This is a genomic window from Myxacorys sp., assembly GCF_059501405.1.
On the sequence record NZ_JCACCM010000136.1, the window covers coordinates 1 to 15,407 of the forward strand.

A 15,407-nucleotide genomic window follows, 5' to 3' on the forward strand; every position below is an offset into this window, starting at 1 on the left:
GGTTCAAGTCGTCCTATTCTCCCTGATCCTCGTCCCCATGTCTAGAACACGACCGCAATCTGGTCGCCAAAGCGCTGAGACGGAGAATTTAGCACCTCTGCAAACAGCGGCAATGCCTCGACGACTCGCGCACCGGGAGCGAGTTTAGCAATTTCTTCGGCGGCTGAGGTGGTTGTGCCGGCTGCCATACCGCTCATATCGGGTAAAAGCGCATTGACGCAGCTAAACAGAATCTTGCCGTCCAAGGAACCCGCTGCTTGCAGAGCATCTTGTATTACCCCATACGGTACAGACAGCAACACCACATCCGCAAACTGTACGGCTTCAGTGGGTGTACCAATAGTGGCGTTACTACCGATGGCCTCGGCAACTTTCTGCAACTTGGTAGCATCACGGGAATAGCTGAACATCAGTTGGTGTCCCTTCTGGGCCCAGAATTTGCCTAAGCCACTGCCCATACTGCCCGCGCCAATAATGCCAATCTTCATACAATTGTTCCTCGTGCCTTATCAACGTTTGGATTTGGGGTAGAGCCAGCCTGCAAACAGCTTTGTCATGCGCGGCATCACCACGTAAGTCATTAATGACAGCAGCACGATCGTTGCAATCAAAGTGCGAAGCAGAGGCGGTAAAAAATTGAATGGCTGTAAAAGCAAATTAATCAGGTTAATCGTTGGAAACGCTGCCAAACAGGTGATCACTAGCATTTTGTATCGGGGGGGTGGGACGATCGATCGCTGGGTTGACAGCGTAAACCAAGTCTCCAGTCCCGTCAGTGTCTGCCACTTGCCCTCGCCCACAGTTAACTGTTTGGCTCGATCCAGCAGTTTGCGTCGAATTGCCGATTCTTCCCACTGCCGTAAATTGCTCAGGTGATCGAACTTGAAGACAATCCGATATTCTGGATTGGTGCGATCGGACGGACGAAAAATATTTGCCCCTAAATGTCCTTCAAACGCCTTGGCAGCTTCGGTTAGATCAGACAGCACTCTCTCAAACTCTGCCTCGCAACCCGGTTTAATTTTCTGAAGCACATCGATCGTGACAGGGGGATCAGCGCCTTGATCAGTAGCATCCATAGAAATTTAGAGTAAGGGTAATCCTTCAGCACTGACCTCTAGCCGCACCACTTTAGCGGATTCAATTCCAGTCGGCGGCGGAAATGACATGCCGCCATTGGTGGTGACGTAGAGATGCGTGAGGTCGGTGGACGATCGCCCAAAGGCAACGGCTGTTGTCCCGACCATTCCCTGCTCTGCTTGCGCCAGGGTCGTAATGCTGCCATCTGGAGCAATCCTCACCAGGCTGTTGAAGACATGCGTGGTGCCGTAGAGATTGCCCGCGCGATCGAAGGCAAAATCGTCAATATTGGCGTTTTGCACAAAAACTTCCGGTTCACCGGGTTGACCTGCTTGGATTGGAATTCGCACAATTTGCGCGTTCTGTGTGTTGGAGGCGTACAAAACCTGATTAAAGATCTTCAGTCCGTTCACAGCCGGAGTAGGATTTTCAGGGGTTGCCTGTGCCAAAAGCGGATGTTCTAGCCAAATTCGCGCACTGCCCTGAGCCGTATCTAATTCCCAGATTGCCCCTCGGTAGGAGTCAGCAATCAAATAAAGCGAATCTGATAGAGCCGTCAAACCATTGAGAAACACGGCATCGGGTAGAGCGGCTAGAACATCCACAGTTCCTTCTAAAGAAACCCGCCAAACGACTGGTGTATTCTGATCATCCCAACCCGTTAGCAAAAGGCTACCGTCGGCGGCAAAGGCAAGTCCCGCTGCTTTGCCCGCCACGATCGCATGAGTATTCACAACGCCTGCTGCATCAATGCGAATCACTTTGCCGCTGTAGTGATCGGTGATGAACAGCGTTTGATCAGGGCTGGCAACGATGCTTTCTAGAAAGGTGTTGCCCGGAAATTCTGCAACAGTTTGCGCCGGAACGAGAGCGATCGGTGCCGCACTAAACAGAGGTGGTAATTGAGACGGGGGCATTGATACTCCTTTAAGATTAGCCAGATTCTTGTAGGTCAGAAGCGAGATCGCATGCTGGGTTAAATTTACGTCAAATTCTCCCTTGACTTCTAGGACAGGTCAACCCACACTGTCTTGGTTTGTAGATAAAACTCCAGAGCTTCCCAGCCTTGCTCACGCCCGTAGCCGCTCATCTTGTAGCCGCCAAACGGTCCCGACGGGTCAAATTGACCGTAAGTATTGACCCAAACTGTGCCTGCTTTGAGTTTGGCGACGGCTTTGTGGGCTTTCTTAATGTCGCGGGTATGCACCCCCGATGCGAGTCCGTATTGGTTGCTGTTGGCAATGCGAATTGCGTCCTCAAAATCGTCAAATGGGATAATGGAGAGAATCGGACCAAAGCTTTCTTCACGGGCGATCGTCATCTCGCTATTCACGTCTGCAAATACAGTCGGCTCGACAAAATAGCCCTTGCCCGTCCCGATATCTGCTGCTTTGCCACCTGCGACCAGTCGCGCCCCATCTTTCTGCCCAATGCTCATGTAGCCGAGAACTTTGTCGTATTCGCTTTTGTTGGCGATCGGTCCCATCTCACTACTTGGGTCGAGCGGATCGCCAGGTTTGGTGATTAATGCCCGTTGCCGAACGCGATCGACCACTTCGTCATAGATCGATCGTTCCACTAGCATCCGCGACCCGGCGTAGCAGATTTCGCCTTTGTTGTAGAACATCCCGTCATAGGCCGTTTGCGTTGCCGCATCCAGATCGGCATCGGCAAAGATGATGTTGGCACTCTTGCCACCCAATTCCATTGTCAGGTGCTTCAACGTATCGGCAGAGTCTTTGATCACGCGGATACCACTAGCCGTTGAGCCCGTGATTGCCACTTTCTCAATGCCAGGATGGGTAGACAAGGCATTACCAACTGTTCCACCGGGTCCCATCACCACATTGAACACACCGGGTGGCACACCCGCTTCTTCCATGATTTGAGCGACTTTCAAAGCGGAAAGCGGGGTTGCGGAAGCAGGTTTATGAATAATCGTGTTGCCAGTCGCGAGTGCAGGGGCAAACTTGCTGATCGAGAGAATCAGCGGAAAGTTGAAGGGGGTAATGGCTGCAACCACGCCCAGCGGTTCACGCAAGGTATAGGTGTGCAGCCCTTGGGTGGTTTGTTTGACCGATCCTTCAATTTTGCTTGCCCAGCCTGCATAGTAGTGAAACATATTGGCAAGGTGAGGGATATCCACCGTCATGGAATCGGTGAACAGTCGCCCCATTTCTTTGGCTTGCAGAAACGCAAGTTCCTCGCCGTATTTGCGGAACAGATCGCCGACTTTCCACAAAATCTCGCCGCGATCGTGTCCGCTCAACTGGCTCCATGTTCCTGTCTCAAAGGCCGCGTTGGCGGCTTGAACGGCTGCCTCGACATCTTCAAGGGTGCCTTCTGCAACCTGGGCAATTTCTGCCTCTGTAGTAGGGTCGATCGCGGAGAAGGTTTTACCGCTGGTGGAATCACGCCATTCGCCGTTGATATAAAGCTGAGTGAGTGTAACGGGGAAGTTGGGACGTGGTGATTTACCAGTTGGCTCAAATCGCGCTGATTCACAAATAACCATCGGCATCTCCTAAAACCTTTGGAGACTGTAACAGCAACTTACGGCTGCCCAAGCCATACAAAAGGGTTGTTTAAGTTTGATCCGTAATTCTTGCGAAATTTGTGGAAATCTTGCTCAGCTACCCAAATCAAAGCTGCTTGCGGTAGTCGAGAGGAGTCGTCCCTGTAAATTTGCGAAACTGGACTGTCAACTGACTCTGATCGGCAAAACCAACGTGATGGGCAATTTCAGCGATCGACAATGAACTGCTCCTCAGCAATGCTTTTGCCTGTTCGACTCGCTGTTGCAAAACATACTGATAGGGCGAAATCCCCATTGATTGTTTAAACAAGCGAGCAAAGTAGTATCGGCTCATCTCGACCGTACTAGCGATCTCCTCTAAACTTAAATCCTGAGCTAAATACGCCTGAATATAGTTAATCGCTTGCTGTAATTTGCGATGCGGCAGTCCACCCGAATGGGTTTGCAGAGGTTGCTGCCGTACCGTATAGTGTCTCAGTAGATGGATAGAAAGTGCTGTCGTTAACGAATCGACAAAAAGTCGGCTACCTGATCCCTGCGATTCCATTTCGGACCGCAATGCCTGCCCCAGTTGATCAATTAGCGGATCGAGACTGGAAAACTGTGGGATCAGTTCAACGCGATCGCTATTCACAGTTTCGTGCGCCACCTGAGCGAGGTGATTGGGTTCCAAAAACAAGAGCGTAAAGGTATTTTCCTGGTTCCAACTGACTTGATGCGCCACCGTTGCCGGAACGATGACAATATTTCCATCTCCCAATTGCTCTCGCTGTCTGCGTCCGTCCAACACCCGCTCCACTTGCACTAACTGCTCAGAGTGATGAACTAAAATCATATGCTGCGTATAGCGATACTCAGGCGTTTCCCAAGCAGGTTGGTGGTGCTGTTGCACATAGATGCCTTGCCATTGCAAAGGCTGACTCGATCTTAGCGGTGGACGAGCCAAAACCTGCAAAATGTTTTCTTCTTGAGCAACTTCTACTGTTAAGGGCTTTAGTTCTGACATTGTTTATATAGCAGAGCTGATAGTTGAGAATATATCAGAATCAACTTCAGGAGCATCTCTGCCTATTCAGCGATCGCATTAATTCTACGACTCCTGTTTTTCACATTGGGTGTGATGATTCAGTCAGCTTCGTGTTCACCAGCCTGACGAATATGATGCTGGCGATTGCAGAATGTTACGAGACAGGAGTGTATGCAATCACGTCAGAAGGGCGTGTAACCTTAACAGATGAGATTCAGTTTGGTGAAATTCGTCGGAGACATAATCCTAGAACCGTTGAATCGCTCTATGCAGAAGGATGGTCGATTCAAATCGAATGTGGCCACTGACTTCCTACTGATAATGGGATGGATGTGGCAACCCCCCGGTTATTTCTGTCAGTTGTTGAGCCACGGCTAACAATTCCATGTCCCGCCAACGCCTACCCACAAGCTGCACACCAATCGGTAACCCGGTCTGAGACTGGGCTATCGGAATGACAACAACTGGATTTCCAGTGAGGTTAAACAACGTTGTATAGGCACCACAGCCCAAAGTATAGGGCAGTCTCATCTCATCGACAGCGATCGCACTTCCCGGTGGACAATGGGGAAATGCCGGGGCCGTGGAAACGGGGCAAAGCCAGACATCCCAATCGGCAAAGAACTGATCCATTTGAGCCATTAAGCGATCACGTCGCGTTAAGGTTGCCATGTACTGCTTCAAGTTCGATCTCATTCCCCGCAACAAACCCCACTCCAGAGCATGATCTCGAAACTGAGGCGAAATTTTGCCACGCTCCTGCAAGATTCTCAAACTTCGTTGGATGAATGATCGTGTCCACAACGGTTCAGCTAGAGCGAGTTGCGGCATCGCAAGCTCACCATAGGTTTCCCAGGCAACATCAAAATCAAATGACGAGGGAGCCACTTGCTCCACCTGACAACCTGCTTGCATTAATTGACCGACAAACTGCGCGATCGCTGTTTGAATCTCTTGCGTAACCGGAACACCACCAAAACTCGCTGTCCAGGCAATGCGCCTTGTTTGTAATGGTTCACCCATTGGTGTATCCAGTGGCACAGGTGGAACTTCTGGCTGACGTGGGTCGGCTCCTGCAATCAGTGACAATCCTAAATGCAAGTCGTCGATGCTACGAGCCATTAATCCTGTCGTCAACATATGCCGGATAGAATGCGATCGCCCCGGTATTTCGGGAATGTGTCCGGCTGTCGAAACCCGGCGATCCGTCGGTTTCAACCCATAAACTCCGCAACAGTGAGCCGGATGACGAATTGAACCACCAAAGTCTGAGCCTAAATCTAACGGAGAAAATCCGGCAGCGATTGCCGCCCCACCACCACTGGAGCTACCGCCAGCAGTATGGTTCAGGTTCCAAGGATTATTCACACGATCGAATAAAGAATTGATGCCCTGATAATCTGATGCTAATTCTGCTGGATTCGTTTTGCCGAGGAGAATGGCTCCGGACTGATGCAATCGACCTACAGCTGTCGCATCCTGCTGGGGAACATAATTCGCCAATTTCTTGTAGCCCGCAGTGGTGCGAATTCCTGCGGTTTCAAAGGTGTCCTTGATAGTGATCGGCACGCCATGTAATGGACCCCAAGCTTCACCCCGGGATAACGCCTCATCAGCAACTTTTGCTCGAGCATGAGCCTGCTGCTCATTGAATGTGATAATCGCGTTGAGCTTGGAATTATGAGCAGCAATATGAGCCAAGTGAGCTTCTACCACTTCGACCGCAGAAACGGAGCGATCCCGGATCATTTGAGCAAGCTGACAGGCTGACAGAAAGACTAAATCGTTCATGGCTACTACACCATTCAATTCCAAAGGGTAGTACTAACTCTTTAAGACTAACTCCTATCAATGAGTTAATTGAACTCGAAGTTAGCTATGAGCCAAAAACCGGTCTAAATCATGATAAAAACTACTGAAATTTTTGAATCTTCATTTTCATGGAAGCAGATTATACCGGTTCGAAATTCTCACAATTCATCATGACAGGGTGCAATATGAGACGCGCTAACTTCAGCCATACTTGGATTAGTGAGACTGATTTCTCCGGTTCTGATTTCACTGGAACTAACTTTCATAAAGCTATTATTGATCCAGGTTTTTGGAATCCTAATCTACAAATGCAGATTTCAGTAATCCCATTTTGTTGGGTGAGCCTAGATTCCTGCTTGAAACAGAACAGGCTACGATTACCAGTGTAAGTTTCATAGGTACTATCTTCTTTACCAAGAACATCAAAAACCCATGGATTTAGATGTTTCAGAAGTTCCAGGAGCTATCTATGTTAAAACTACATGAGATCTAGCTGGCGTGGACTTTAATGCATATGATTCTTGGGGTATTGAGCATATCTTAGCGTCGTTGCAATCGACATAACAAGGCCTATGCACGCCGACCGCCGAGAAGTTATTTGTTGGAAGTGAGAGGCTAGCTGTGACGAGTGATGGGCAACGTTAGCTGGAAAAATTGGTGCTGCATTATGGATATGTACCTTTATCCAAGTCGCACTAATCTATGACGAATCAAAATCAATATTTGTTGAAATTAGCGAAACGTAATGCTGAAGCTTATATCGCTAATCCGAAAACGAAAGCTGCAATGATTACAGGATCAGTCGCAGAAGGGCTATGTGATGAATATTCTGATTGCGAAATATGCTTCTATTACGATGAGTTACCGTCTGAAGCAGAGCTGCATCTAACACAGCAGCAGAATCAGGGTTCTGAACCACTGTGGACTCTAGGTAGTTTACAAGAGGGTTCATTTGCTGAAAGTTACCTTGTAAAGGGGGTTGAGTTTCAGATTGGTCATGAGGTGATCGCAAACTGGGAAAAGGAAATTTCAACCATCTTGGAGGAATTTGATCTGTCTCCAATGATGAAAGCAATGTCAGGCACACTGATTGGAATCCCGTTGTACGGCGCACCATTAATTCAGCAGTGGAAGGCTAAAATTTCAAATTATCCGGATGGACTTGCACAAAAGATGGTTGAGCACTACCTCACGTTTTTCGCAATTTGGGGAATGCAGGAAAAGCTTGCTAGACGAGATACAACGCTCTGGTATTACCAAGTTCTCGTCGAATCTGCTCAAAATATTCTAGGTGTTTTATCTGGCTTGAATCGCTTATACAACATTTCAGCTTAAGCGAATGAGCAAATTTATTGAGCAAATGGAGATTGCGCCTGAAAATCTTGCCGCTCGTCTCGAAGATTTGTTTCGCTTCGAAGCCCGTGTAGCCGTTCATGAACTTAAAGCATTAGTTCAAGAAACTGTACAACTTGTCGAGATCCATATGCCTCAAGCAAACACTTCCTCAGCTAAACAGAAATTAGGGTGGAGGCAGCAACCGTGGCAAGTAAACGAGTAATCGGCGAAGAATTCCAGCTAACAGTTCAGGTGCAGCGAATTGACTGAAGCCGCTTGGGTGAGGAGCAAAGACCTTGGCAACTGCTAACCCGAACCGTTAGGCAGAATTAGATTTAAGGAAAATGAGAAGAGTAAGATTGTGATTGAAGATAGAGATGGAAAGAGAGTTGCCCTGTGACTGGTTCAACATCTGGGATCGGAATGGCGATCGCAAAGCGACTTGCTGAAGAGGGATTTACTGTTGCTTTTCATTCCAGGTCTTCAGTGTTGGTTGGACAGTCATTAGCAGAAGCACATTCTGGCTCATCTTATTTTCAGGCTGATCTGTCTGACCAAAGCCAGTCTCGTATTCTAATTGCCGAAGTGTTGTCGCATCACGGTCGGTTGGATGTATTGGTCAATAATGCGGGTATTAGTGCCACGATTCCACATACATCTCTAAAGGAAGCATCACCCGAGATCTGGCGCAGTTTGTATGAGGTCAATGTCATAGCACCTTGGACACTAAACTTTATCGGAAATAAGCTAGGCTAAACAGCAAAAAACCGAAGTTGCTCCAATCATTGTCATGTTGTCTTACTTCACTCTCAAACCTAAGCCGCGCATCTTTCGGAGTTTGACCGGATTAAGCGTGAGGGAATCTGAACAACTGTTGCCGTCGTTCGAGAAGGCATGGCAGGCGTATGTGGAGAAACATCATATTCAAGGCAAGAGACGGCAACGCAGCTATGGAGGCGGACGCAGTGCGCGGTTGAAAGAGCATTGTGACAAATTGTTGTTTATCTTGGTGTACTTCCGGTTGTATCCGACGCAGGAAGTGCAAGGGTATTTGTTCGGGATGGGACAACCGCAGGCGAACGAGTGGGTGCATAAGCTGAGTGGAGTGCTGAATCAAGGGTTGGGGTGTGAGCAACAGTTGCCAGAACGAGATGCCCACACTCTCGAAGCGATTTTGAACGAGTGTTCTGCGTTGGAGTTCATGCTTGATGGCACAGAACGGCCCATCAACCGCCCGAAGGATAAGGTGGGACGAAAAAAGTACTACAGCGGCAAGAAGAAAGCGCATACGGTGAAAAATAATGTGATTACAGAGCGGCGAGGAAAGGTGAAATATTTAAGCAGCACTTACGAAGGCAAGAAGCATGACAAAGCCATTGCGGACGACGAGGGGTATGCATTTCCAACGGGCAGCAAGGTGTGGTAAGACACTGGATTTCAGGGGTTTGCGCCCGCAGGCGTGACGGTGTTGCAACCGAAGAAGAAACCGCCGAAGCGAGAACTCAGCGACAGCGACAAACAACGCAATCGAGAGATATCAAAGGAACGGGTCAAGGTGGAGCATCACATTGGTGGGATTAAGCGGTCTCAAATTGTGATGCAGAAATTTAGAAATCGCAAGGAGCACTATCTGAATGATGTGATGGAAACGGCGTGTGGATTGCATAATTTTCGGTTAAGTCACCGTCCAGTCAAAGTTGCTTAAATGAAGTTCCGCTGGAGGACTTCAACTTCATTTCCTATCCCTCTTATTTCCGATAAGGTTTACTGATTGCAGAGGCTGAGAGTGCACTACGCCAGTCATCCAGGAGCGAATGTCCTAGTTGTATTCTTAACATTAGCTCTCATGCAGGTATTCGCCCGAAAGGAGCTTCAATTCCATACTCTGCGACCAAAGCTGCTCTGAATCACATGACAAAGCTGCTTGCAATGAGTCTAGCACCACAGATTCGTGTGAATGCGATCGCGCCGGGTTTGGTTGATACTCCTATGAGTAAAGATTGGACAGCGGCACAAAAACTTTGGAAGGAGCGATCTCCGATGGGACGGGGAGCACAACCAGAGGAGATCGCGCAGATCGCTTCTATGATTGTTGCAAGTCACTATCTTACGGGAGAGATCATAATTTCAGACGGAGGGCTAAATCTCACCTAGTAAGCGAGATTCATGCCTCACAATCGCTTGCACACCGACCGTATCAAGGTTATCGGAGGCAGTATTTGGAGTCGTCGGCAGGGTTTTAAGTTTCAGTAGACTTGAATAGCACTGACAAGCCCAGAACAGGGAAGAGGGGTAAGCCAATGCTGCAATCTGTCGAGCAACAGATTGAGCGTGTCATCAATCATGTTTTACCAGCAACAGCCCTAGAAGGAAAATTCGGCTCACCGAAAACTCTCTATGAGCGATTGGCACATTACCAAACACCCGGTCTCAGTATTGCGGTCATTAATGATTTTGACATTGAATGGGCGCGTGGATTTGGGGTGTGTGAAGCTGGAACAACTCGTGAAGTTACACCAGACACATTGTTTCAAGCCGCCTCAATCAGCAAACCTGTTTTCGCTTTAGCGGTCATGCGTCTTGTGCAAAATGGGCGACTTAATCTTGATGAGGATGTCCACAATTATCTCACCTCATGGCGTGTGCCTGCGATCTCAAATTGGCAACCCCGGATAACGCTGCGCCAGTTATTGAGTCATACTGCTGGCTTAACTGTACATGGCTTTCCTGGCTATCGAAACTCAGAGCCATTACCAACTACAGCTCAAATTCTCAATGGCGAACCTCCTGCCAATACCGATAAAGTGGAGGTCAATATCATTCCTGGAGTACATCATCGCTATTCAGGCGGCGGCACAACTATTGCTCAACAGGTATTGGTTGATGTATTAGGTAAACCCTTTCCAGAAATCATGCGCGAATTGGTATTATACCCGTTGGGCATGACCAATAGCACCTATCAACAGCCGCTCCCAAACGATTGGTTGACAAAGACAGCAACAGCTCACTCATTATCTGGTGTCCCACTTGCAGGCAAGCATCACGTTTATCCTGAGATGGCAGCAGCAGGTCTGTGGACAACTCCATCAGATTTAGCCAAAGTCGGAGTTGAACTCATGCGAGTATTGCGTGGATTAACTCCCGCCGTTTGGAGTCAAGAAACGGTAGAAGATATGCTGCGTCCCCAGCAGCCAGAGCAAACCCAAGAAGCGGATGAATCATTTGTGGGGTTAGGAAAAGGATTATTTGTAGGATTAGGATTCTTTGCGGGGGGTGGAATTGGCAATGGATTCTACTTTTTCCATAGTGGTAAGAATAAAGGTTTTGTATCGTTGATGCGTATTTATACTCATCTTGGAAAAGGGGCTGTTGTCATGCTCAACTCGGAAGAAATTGAGCTAATGCAGGAAGTCATGAGATCGCTTGCCCTGGAATATAACTGGCCTGACGTGTTTCCGAAAGAAAAACCAATCATCCTGTCACAAGCCGATCTTTACTCAGGGTTATACCTAACAAAATCTGGATTGCCATTCAAAGTAATCAGTCAGGATGGAAATGTGTTCCTACACTGTGGGCAACAACCGCCGTTACAGTTCTTCCCCACATCAGAGCTAGAATTCTTTGCTAAAGCCTTGAATACGAGTATTTCCTTTGAAAAGGACGACACAGGCAAAATTGTGGCAATGACCTTAAACCAAGCAGGTGTTACAAGTTTAAGACCACAAGCGAATCCACAAATAAGAGCAAAGAAGCAGGAGTGAAAAATACAAATATGATGCAACAAGCGCAACCCAACACTGCGGTGGAGCGGACAGTTTTGAAATCTTGGTATTGTACTGGATTATCTGCTGCCGCTCACCTTTGCCGTTGGGCTGCTTTCAGTTGGCTGTGGATTCAGTCTTGATAAGTTGATTGTGAAGCGTCCGAAGCAGTTTCTATTCTAAAAGAAAAGATAAATCTCTCAGAGATGATGTGCATTACACTGAGAGACTCGATGGAAGATGGGCTACTTACTCCTGAGTTAAACTGCACTGCTTCTGTTCAAGTGAGCAAGCCGCTCGCGTCCCTCGCAGATTCTCTCCTCTCTGTGAAATTTGAACGTTACCTAGCAGAAACACCTGCCGTGCTGTTGGGACATATTGAATTTCGTCAGCATTAGCTTGAATTTGAGCTTCTGGATAGACAAAAGAGGCATTGCCGATTGCCCTGACTTCTTGGGTCGTTTCATTGTAATTCTGAGCATCTGCGGTCAAGGTAACTTGTCCTGTTTCGATCGCCTGAGCAATAGTCTGAGCGTTTGCCTGAGAAGCGATGGTTGAGTTGAAAAGTGCTACAAGCCATCCAGCCGATCGTCCTGATGTCAGGGTTGGAACAATGAAAGCTGCTACAATCGCCAGCAAAGCGCAGGCGACTAGAGAGACACGACGATTCAACCATGGAAAGGCAAAATTCATAAGATTGTGTCTCTTGTGTTTAGATGGGTGGGCTTGCAATAGTTCAGCTTCGAGGCGAACCTTGAAACTCAGGTCGGGTTCGATCGTTTCCGCCAAATCAGTCAAATTAACGAGAAAATCTACATCCGATTGTGAAAGGTCATTGGGTTGATTCGGTTTAGAGTTCATGGTCTTCACTTACAGGTTGTTTCTAGATGTTTACGAAGATCTTTCAGAGCGCGACAAACCAGCATTTTGACCGCAGCCTCGCTTTTGCCCATGACTTGCGCGACTTCAGTCATACTCAATCCCCCGAAGACTTGCAGTGAAATCGCTTCTGCTCGATCAGCAGTGAGATGGCTCAGGGCTTGAGCAACTTGCTCCAAGGACATCTGCTGTGCGGCAAATTCTTCTGGTGCGAGCGAATTGTCTTCTATCTCAGTCACTTCCTCTAATGGCAAGGTTGACCGTTGGCGACGGAAGTAATCAACTGTTTTTCGGGAGGCAATTCCCATCAACCAAGCCGCGAACTTACCCTGCCCTCGAAAGCTAGCAATGACTTCTTGGGCTGCCAAAAAAGTTTGAGCAGTCAAGTCTTGGGCATCATGGACGTTACCGACTCGTGAAAGATGATAGCGGTAGACCGTTTTAAGATTTCGTCGGTAGAGTTCTGCAAAAGCTTCCGATCTGTAGCGCGCTTCCTGAGCCAATTCTTCATCTGAGTGCATTTTGAGGTCTGAGAGTCTTTGGTCGGGACGCGGACAAGCTGGGAGAAAATTCATTCATACGTTCCTCAGATGTAAGCTTCTATAGGTACGTCGTAGAAAACCATCATTTCGTAACAACCTAGACTTGAAAAGTTTTTGCCCACATATCGCGTCAGCAGCCCAACAAGTCGCTGCACTGGAATTTTCAACGTTATTGATTGAGATACAAAGTTTGTCGATATCCAGTGAGCTTGATCGTTGTGCCGCTTATTTTATCTGTGGGATGGTATTTGAAAGCTTGTCTGTCTAGATTTATGGCTCAGTTGCTTTGGAGGTACTGGTATCTAACAAATGACTTTGAGGAATTTGTGTATTAGCAATATGCTTTAATCCCCAAGCAGTGATTACTTTCAACACAGGACGTAGGCTTTTTCCTGTTTCGGTCAGATGATAATTCATTCGACGAGCATGGTTACTGTAAGGCTGCTTTTCTGCTAAGCCTAATTCTTCGAGTAGTTTGAGGCGGTTTGCCAAGATATTAGTCGAAATTCCTTCAGGAGATTCTAAAAACTCTTCAAATCGCTGCTTTCCGAAGAACATCATGTCTCGGATGACCAGTAACGTCCAGCGATCGCCAATCAAGTCCAAGGTACAAGCGACAGGGCAGAGGGAACGTTTTGGTTCGGGCATAGCTCATACAATCAGCTTTATTACTTGCATTTTACAAGCTATGACTGCTAAGTTGTACTTTAACTTGCAACTTAAAAGTTACATATGGACGCAGCAACCCAGAAGCGACCGTTTGAGGTTGAGATTTGTCTACCGGTAAGAACTTACGATATTGACTTTGCAGGTATCGTCAACAATATCGTTTATGTTCGTTGGTTGGAAGACCTACGTCTGGAAATGTTAGCCTGTTATTTCCCATTAGACGAACAGCTCAAGAATGGAATTGCGCCTGTTATTATGCAGACAAAGATCGATTACAAGCAATCCATCAAGCTTTCTGACGCTCCTAGCGGCAGGATGTGGATGAAGGCGATTGAATCGCTACGATGGACTGTTAGTGCAGCAATTGTGGTTAATGGCAAGGTCGCTGCCCTCGGTGAACAAGTTGGTATTTTTGTTGATTTACAAAACAACAAGCCGATCCGTATGCCGGAAAGGTTAAAGCAGAAGTATCAAGAGTTTGTGTCGTAAGCAGCACAACAACTTGATCGACCTAGCGAGCGCGAGGGGATGAGCCTTGCAACTAAGTTCTTAACGTATGTTTATACAACAGGGGCTCAAGATGAACATTTTTGAACGAGTGATGGAATGCCCATTCTATAGCCACCCTAAATCCCATCGTCCTGGGGAAAACAAGCAAAGGAAGTCAACGTTATTGTTGTCCTGATCGCCGACGGAGTTTCACTGACACATTCGACACGCTGCACTATCGTCGTCAAATCATCTCAGAGGAGATTCGAGTGGTCCTACAAGCGCATAGTGAAGGCAGCAGTTTACGTGGGTCCCCAGGCAATATGTGCTTTCGTGCAAAAACGTTCAAGACACTGACAGGACAAGTAAATTATCTTGAGAAACCGAATCTGGCTCATCTACGATTTCTTACGATTCAAGACCAATCCCATTGATGCCTTGCTCCATAGCACGGAGTGTCAATCATGCCTCTAAAGCAGAACTGCAAACTATGATCACATTGCCGTTAGAAAACAGCTTTTCATTATCAAATGTACAGCTATCAGATGCAGATGCCTGTGTCGAACACCTCAATAACCCACTCATTCATCAGACCACTGAAAATATTCCCTACCCTTACACAAAACAACAAGCACTCCAGTGGATTCAACGCTATTTGGATATTACCGATCGATGTAGAAAGTTTCACTTATTGACAATTCGCGATTCGCAGGCACAGATGGTAGGGGCGATCGGCATTGGTGAAATGGACGAGCGGAATCCTCATGTCGCTGAATTAGGTTACTGGCTTGCTGTTTCCTATTGGGGACAGGGAGTTATGACAGAAGCCGTTCGGGTCTTCATCCATTATGCTTTTGCAGAACTGGAGTTATATCGTCTCTGGACACGAGTATTTGAGTTTAATTTGGGATCGCGTCGAGTCTTAGAGAAGAATGGCTTTAAGCTAGAAGGCATTCAGCGTCAGCATGTCTACTGTGATGGCAAATTGATCGACGATTATTTGTATGGATTACTCAAATCCGAGTTGCGCTAACCCATCTGATTTTAGGTCTGGCACGCAGCACTACCCCGAACTGAAATTTCGATCGTTTGTCCGGTTTGCTGCACTCGCATTGTTCCCTCGACTGTAAATGGTCCAAGTTCTCCGAATCTACGTATTTCAGATTTCCCGCGCCGTTATCTCTCAAAATGCCGAGAATCTCGCCTTGCTCAATTTGCAAGCTAATAGACTTAATCGGCAATAGCTTAATCTAGAAGACATATAGTTATTCTCGCTC

The 15,407-nt window shown here is 47.4% G+C and carries 18 protein-coding genes and 2 pseudogenes; 11 read left to right on the top strand and 9 right to left on the bottom strand.

Annotated features, from left to right (window positions below; all coding sequences use genetic code 11):
* Positions 1–41: 41 nt before the first annotated feature.
* The 5 genes from AC5I6P_RS18650 to AC5I6P_RS18670 form a co-directional block, all read right to left on the bottom strand.
* Entirely contained in the window at positions 42–488 is a 447-nt protein-coding gene (locus AC5I6P_RS18650) for an NADPH-dependent F420 reductase (protein ID WP_495695285.1), read from the bottom strand.
* A gap of 21 nt (positions 489–509) precedes the next feature.
* Complete coding sequence (locus AC5I6P_RS18655; RefSeq protein ID WP_495695286.1) at positions 510–1,079, bottom strand: antibiotic biosynthesis monooxygenase; 570 nt, start codon at positions 1,077–1,079, stop codon at positions 510–512.
* Positions 1,080–1,085: 6 nt separating this feature from the next.
* Positions 1,086–1,997, bottom strand: a complete 912-nt coding sequence (locus AC5I6P_RS18660; RefSeq protein WP_495695287.1) for an SMP-30/gluconolactonase/LRE family protein — start codon at positions 1,995–1,997, stop codon at positions 1,086–1,088.
* Between the two features lie 89 nt (positions 1,998–2,086).
* Positions 2,087–3,595: an aldehyde dehydrogenase family protein gene (locus AC5I6P_RS18665; protein WP_495695288.1), complete on the bottom strand. Its 1,509-nt coding sequence runs from the start codon at positions 3,593–3,595 to the stop codon at positions 2,087–2,089.
* A gap of 127 nt (positions 3,596–3,722) precedes the next feature.
* A complete protein-coding gene (locus AC5I6P_RS18670; protein ID WP_495695289.1) occupies positions 3,723–4,622 on the bottom strand; it encodes a helix-turn-helix domain-containing protein in 900 nt (299 codons plus the stop codon).
* 23 nt (positions 4,623–4,645) lie between these two features.
* Here AC5I6P_RS18670 and AC5I6P_RS18675 point away from each other — a divergent pair, with 23 nt between their 5' ends.
* Positions 4,646–4,951, top strand: coding sequence for a hypothetical protein (locus AC5I6P_RS18675; RefSeq protein ID WP_495695290.1), 306 nt, complete (start codon positions 4,646–4,648; stop codon positions 4,949–4,951).
* A 4-nt stretch (positions 4,952–4,955) separates the two neighbouring features.
* Here the strand turns inward: AC5I6P_RS18675 and AC5I6P_RS18680 are convergent, their stop codons facing one another.
* Positions 4,956–6,434: an amidase gene (locus tag AC5I6P_RS18680; RefSeq protein WP_495695291.1), complete on the bottom strand. Its 1,479-nt coding sequence runs from the start codon at positions 6,432–6,434 to the stop codon at positions 4,956–4,958.
* A gap of 149 nt (positions 6,435–6,583) precedes the next feature.
* On the opposite strand from AC5I6P_RS18680, the gene AC5I6P_RS18685 reads away from it, so the two are divergent.
* The 7 genes and pseudogenes from AC5I6P_RS18685 (at position 6,584) to AC5I6P_RS18715 (ending at position 11,551) form a co-directional block, all read left to right on the top strand.
* Positions 6,584–6,844, top strand: coding sequence for a pentapeptide repeat-containing protein (locus AC5I6P_RS18685; RefSeq protein WP_495695292.1), 261 nt, complete (start codon positions 6,584–6,586; stop codon positions 6,842–6,844).
* Positions 6,845–7,157: 313 nt separating this feature from the next.
* Positions 7,158–7,790, top strand: coding sequence for a hypothetical protein (locus AC5I6P_RS18690; protein WP_495695293.1), 633 nt, complete (start codon positions 7,158–7,160; stop codon positions 7,788–7,790).
* A 4-nt stretch (positions 7,791–7,794) separates the two neighbouring features.
* Positions 7,795–8,013 carry a hypothetical protein gene (locus AC5I6P_RS18695; RefSeq protein ID WP_495695294.1) on the top strand — a complete coding sequence of 73 codons (219 nt, stop codon included), beginning with the start codon at positions 7,795–7,797 and terminating at the stop codon, positions 8,011–8,013.
* 173 nt (positions 8,014–8,186) lie between these two features.
* Positions 8,187–8,546 carry an SDR family NAD(P)-dependent oxidoreductase gene (locus tag AC5I6P_RS18700; RefSeq protein WP_495695295.1) on the top strand — a complete coding sequence of 120 codons (360 nt, stop codon included), beginning with the start codon at positions 8,187–8,189 and terminating at the stop codon, positions 8,544–8,546.
* A gap of 34 nt (positions 8,547–8,580) precedes the next feature.
* Positions 8,581–9,495, top strand: a pseudogene (locus AC5I6P_RS18705) (transposase).
* Positions 9,496–9,560: 65 nt separating this feature from the next.
* Positions 9,561–9,944 (top strand): SDR family NAD(P)-dependent oxidoreductase, encoded by a 384-nt coding sequence (locus AC5I6P_RS18710; RefSeq protein WP_495695302.1) that lies wholly within the window; start codon positions 9,561–9,563, stop codon positions 9,942–9,944.
* 146 nt (positions 9,945–10,090) lie between these two features.
* Positions 10,091–11,551, top strand: a complete 1,461-nt coding sequence (locus tag AC5I6P_RS18715; RefSeq protein WP_495695296.1) for a serine hydrolase domain-containing protein — start codon at positions 10,091–10,093, stop codon at positions 11,549–11,551.
* A gap of 249 nt (positions 11,552–11,800) precedes the next feature.
* Here the strand turns inward: AC5I6P_RS18715 and AC5I6P_RS18720 are convergent, their stop codons facing one another.
* The 3 genes from AC5I6P_RS18720 to AC5I6P_RS18730 all read right to left on the bottom strand — a co-directional run bounded on the left by AC5I6P_RS18720 (position 11,801) and on the right by AC5I6P_RS18730 (position 13,620).
* The gene (locus AC5I6P_RS18720) at positions 11,801–12,412 is read right to left on the bottom strand and encodes an LptA/OstA family protein (RefSeq protein WP_495695297.1); all 612 of its coding nucleotides are present in this window, start codon (positions 12,410–12,412) and stop codon (positions 11,801–11,803) included.
* Positions 12,413–12,417: 5 nt separating this feature from the next.
* Positions 12,418–13,005, bottom strand: coding sequence for an RNA polymerase sigma factor (locus AC5I6P_RS18725; RefSeq protein WP_495695298.1), 588 nt, complete (start codon positions 13,003–13,005; stop codon positions 12,418–12,420).
* 237 nt (positions 13,006–13,242) lie between these two features.
* Entirely contained in the window at positions 13,243–13,620 is a 378-nt protein-coding gene (locus tag AC5I6P_RS18730; RefSeq protein ID WP_495695299.1) for a winged helix-turn-helix transcriptional regulator, read from the bottom strand.
* Between the two features lie 84 nt (positions 13,621–13,704).
* Between AC5I6P_RS18730 and AC5I6P_RS18735 the strand changes: the two genes are divergently transcribed.
* The 3 genes and pseudogenes from AC5I6P_RS18735 to AC5I6P_RS18745 all read left to right on the top strand — a co-directional run bounded on the left by AC5I6P_RS18735 (position 13,705) and on the right by AC5I6P_RS18745 (position 15,163).
* Positions 13,705–14,130 (top strand): acyl-CoA thioesterase, encoded by a 426-nt coding sequence (locus AC5I6P_RS18735; protein WP_495695300.1) that lies wholly within the window; start codon positions 13,705–13,707, stop codon positions 14,128–14,130.
* Between the two features lie 97 nt (positions 14,131–14,227).
* Positions 14,228–14,441 (top strand): annotated as a pseudogene (locus AC5I6P_RS18740) (IS1 family transposase); the annotation flags it as partial.
* Between the two features lie 122 nt (positions 14,442–14,563).
* Positions 14,564–15,163 (top strand): GNAT family N-acetyltransferase, encoded by a 600-nt coding sequence (locus tag AC5I6P_RS18745; protein WP_495695301.1) that lies wholly within the window; start codon positions 14,564–14,566, stop codon positions 15,161–15,163.
* The last annotated feature ends 244 nt before the right edge of the window (positions 15,164–15,407 follow it).

Excerpts from the sequence above, each read along its gene's own strand:
- AC5I6P_RS18695 (WP_495695294.1), top strand. The coding sequence starts at position 7,795 with ATGAGCAAATTTATTGAGCAAATGGAGATTGCGCCTGAAAATCTTGCC.
- AC5I6P_RS18720 (WP_495695297.1), bottom strand. The coding sequence starts at position 12,412 with ATGAACTCTAAACCGAATCAACCCAATGACCTTTCACAATCGGATGTA.
- AC5I6P_RS18730 (WP_495695299.1), bottom strand. The coding sequence starts at position 13,620 with ATGCCCGAACCAAAACGTTCCCTCTGCCCTGTCGCTTGTACCTTGGAC.
- AC5I6P_RS18650 (WP_495695285.1), bottom strand. The coding sequence starts at position 488 with ATGAAGATTGGCATTATTGGCGCGGGCAGTATGGGCAGTGGCTTAGGC.
- AC5I6P_RS18680 (WP_495695291.1), bottom strand. The coding sequence starts at position 6,434 with ATGAACGATTTAGTCTTTCTGTCAGCCTGTCAGCTTGCTCAAATGATC.
- AC5I6P_RS18715 (WP_495695296.1), top strand. The coding sequence starts at position 10,091 with ATGCTGCAATCTGTCGAGCAACAGATTGAGCGTGTCATCAATCATGTT.
- AC5I6P_RS18725 (WP_495695298.1), bottom strand. The coding sequence starts at position 13,005 with ATGAATTTTCTCCCAGCTTGTCCGCGTCCCGACCAAAGACTCTCAGAC.
- AC5I6P_RS18665 (WP_495695288.1), bottom strand. The coding sequence starts at position 3,595 with ATGGTTATTTGTGAATCAGCGCGATTTGAGCCAACTGGTAAATCACCA.
- AC5I6P_RS18735 (WP_495695300.1), top strand. The coding sequence starts at position 13,705 with ATGGACGCAGCAACCCAGAAGCGACCGTTTGAGGTTGAGATTTGTCTA.
- AC5I6P_RS18690 (WP_495695293.1), top strand. The coding sequence starts at position 7,158 with ATGACGAATCAAAATCAATATTTGTTGAAATTAGCGAAACGTAATGCT.
- AC5I6P_RS18655 (WP_495695286.1), bottom strand. The coding sequence starts at position 1,079 with ATGGATGCTACTGATCAAGGCGCTGATCCCCCTGTCACGATCGATGTG.
- AC5I6P_RS18660 (WP_495695287.1), bottom strand. The coding sequence starts at position 1,997 with ATGCCCCCGTCTCAATTACCACCTCTGTTTAGTGCGGCACCGATCGCT.
- AC5I6P_RS18670 (WP_495695289.1), bottom strand. The coding sequence starts at position 4,622 with ATGTCAGAACTAAAGCCCTTAACAGTAGAAGTTGCTCAAGAAGAAAAC.
- AC5I6P_RS18685 (WP_495695292.1), top strand. The coding sequence starts at position 6,584 with ATGGAAGCAGATTATACCGGTTCGAAATTCTCACAATTCATCATGACA.
- AC5I6P_RS18745 (WP_495695301.1), top strand. The coding sequence starts at position 14,564 with ATGCCTTGCTCCATAGCACGGAGTGTCAATCATGCCTCTAAAGCAGAA.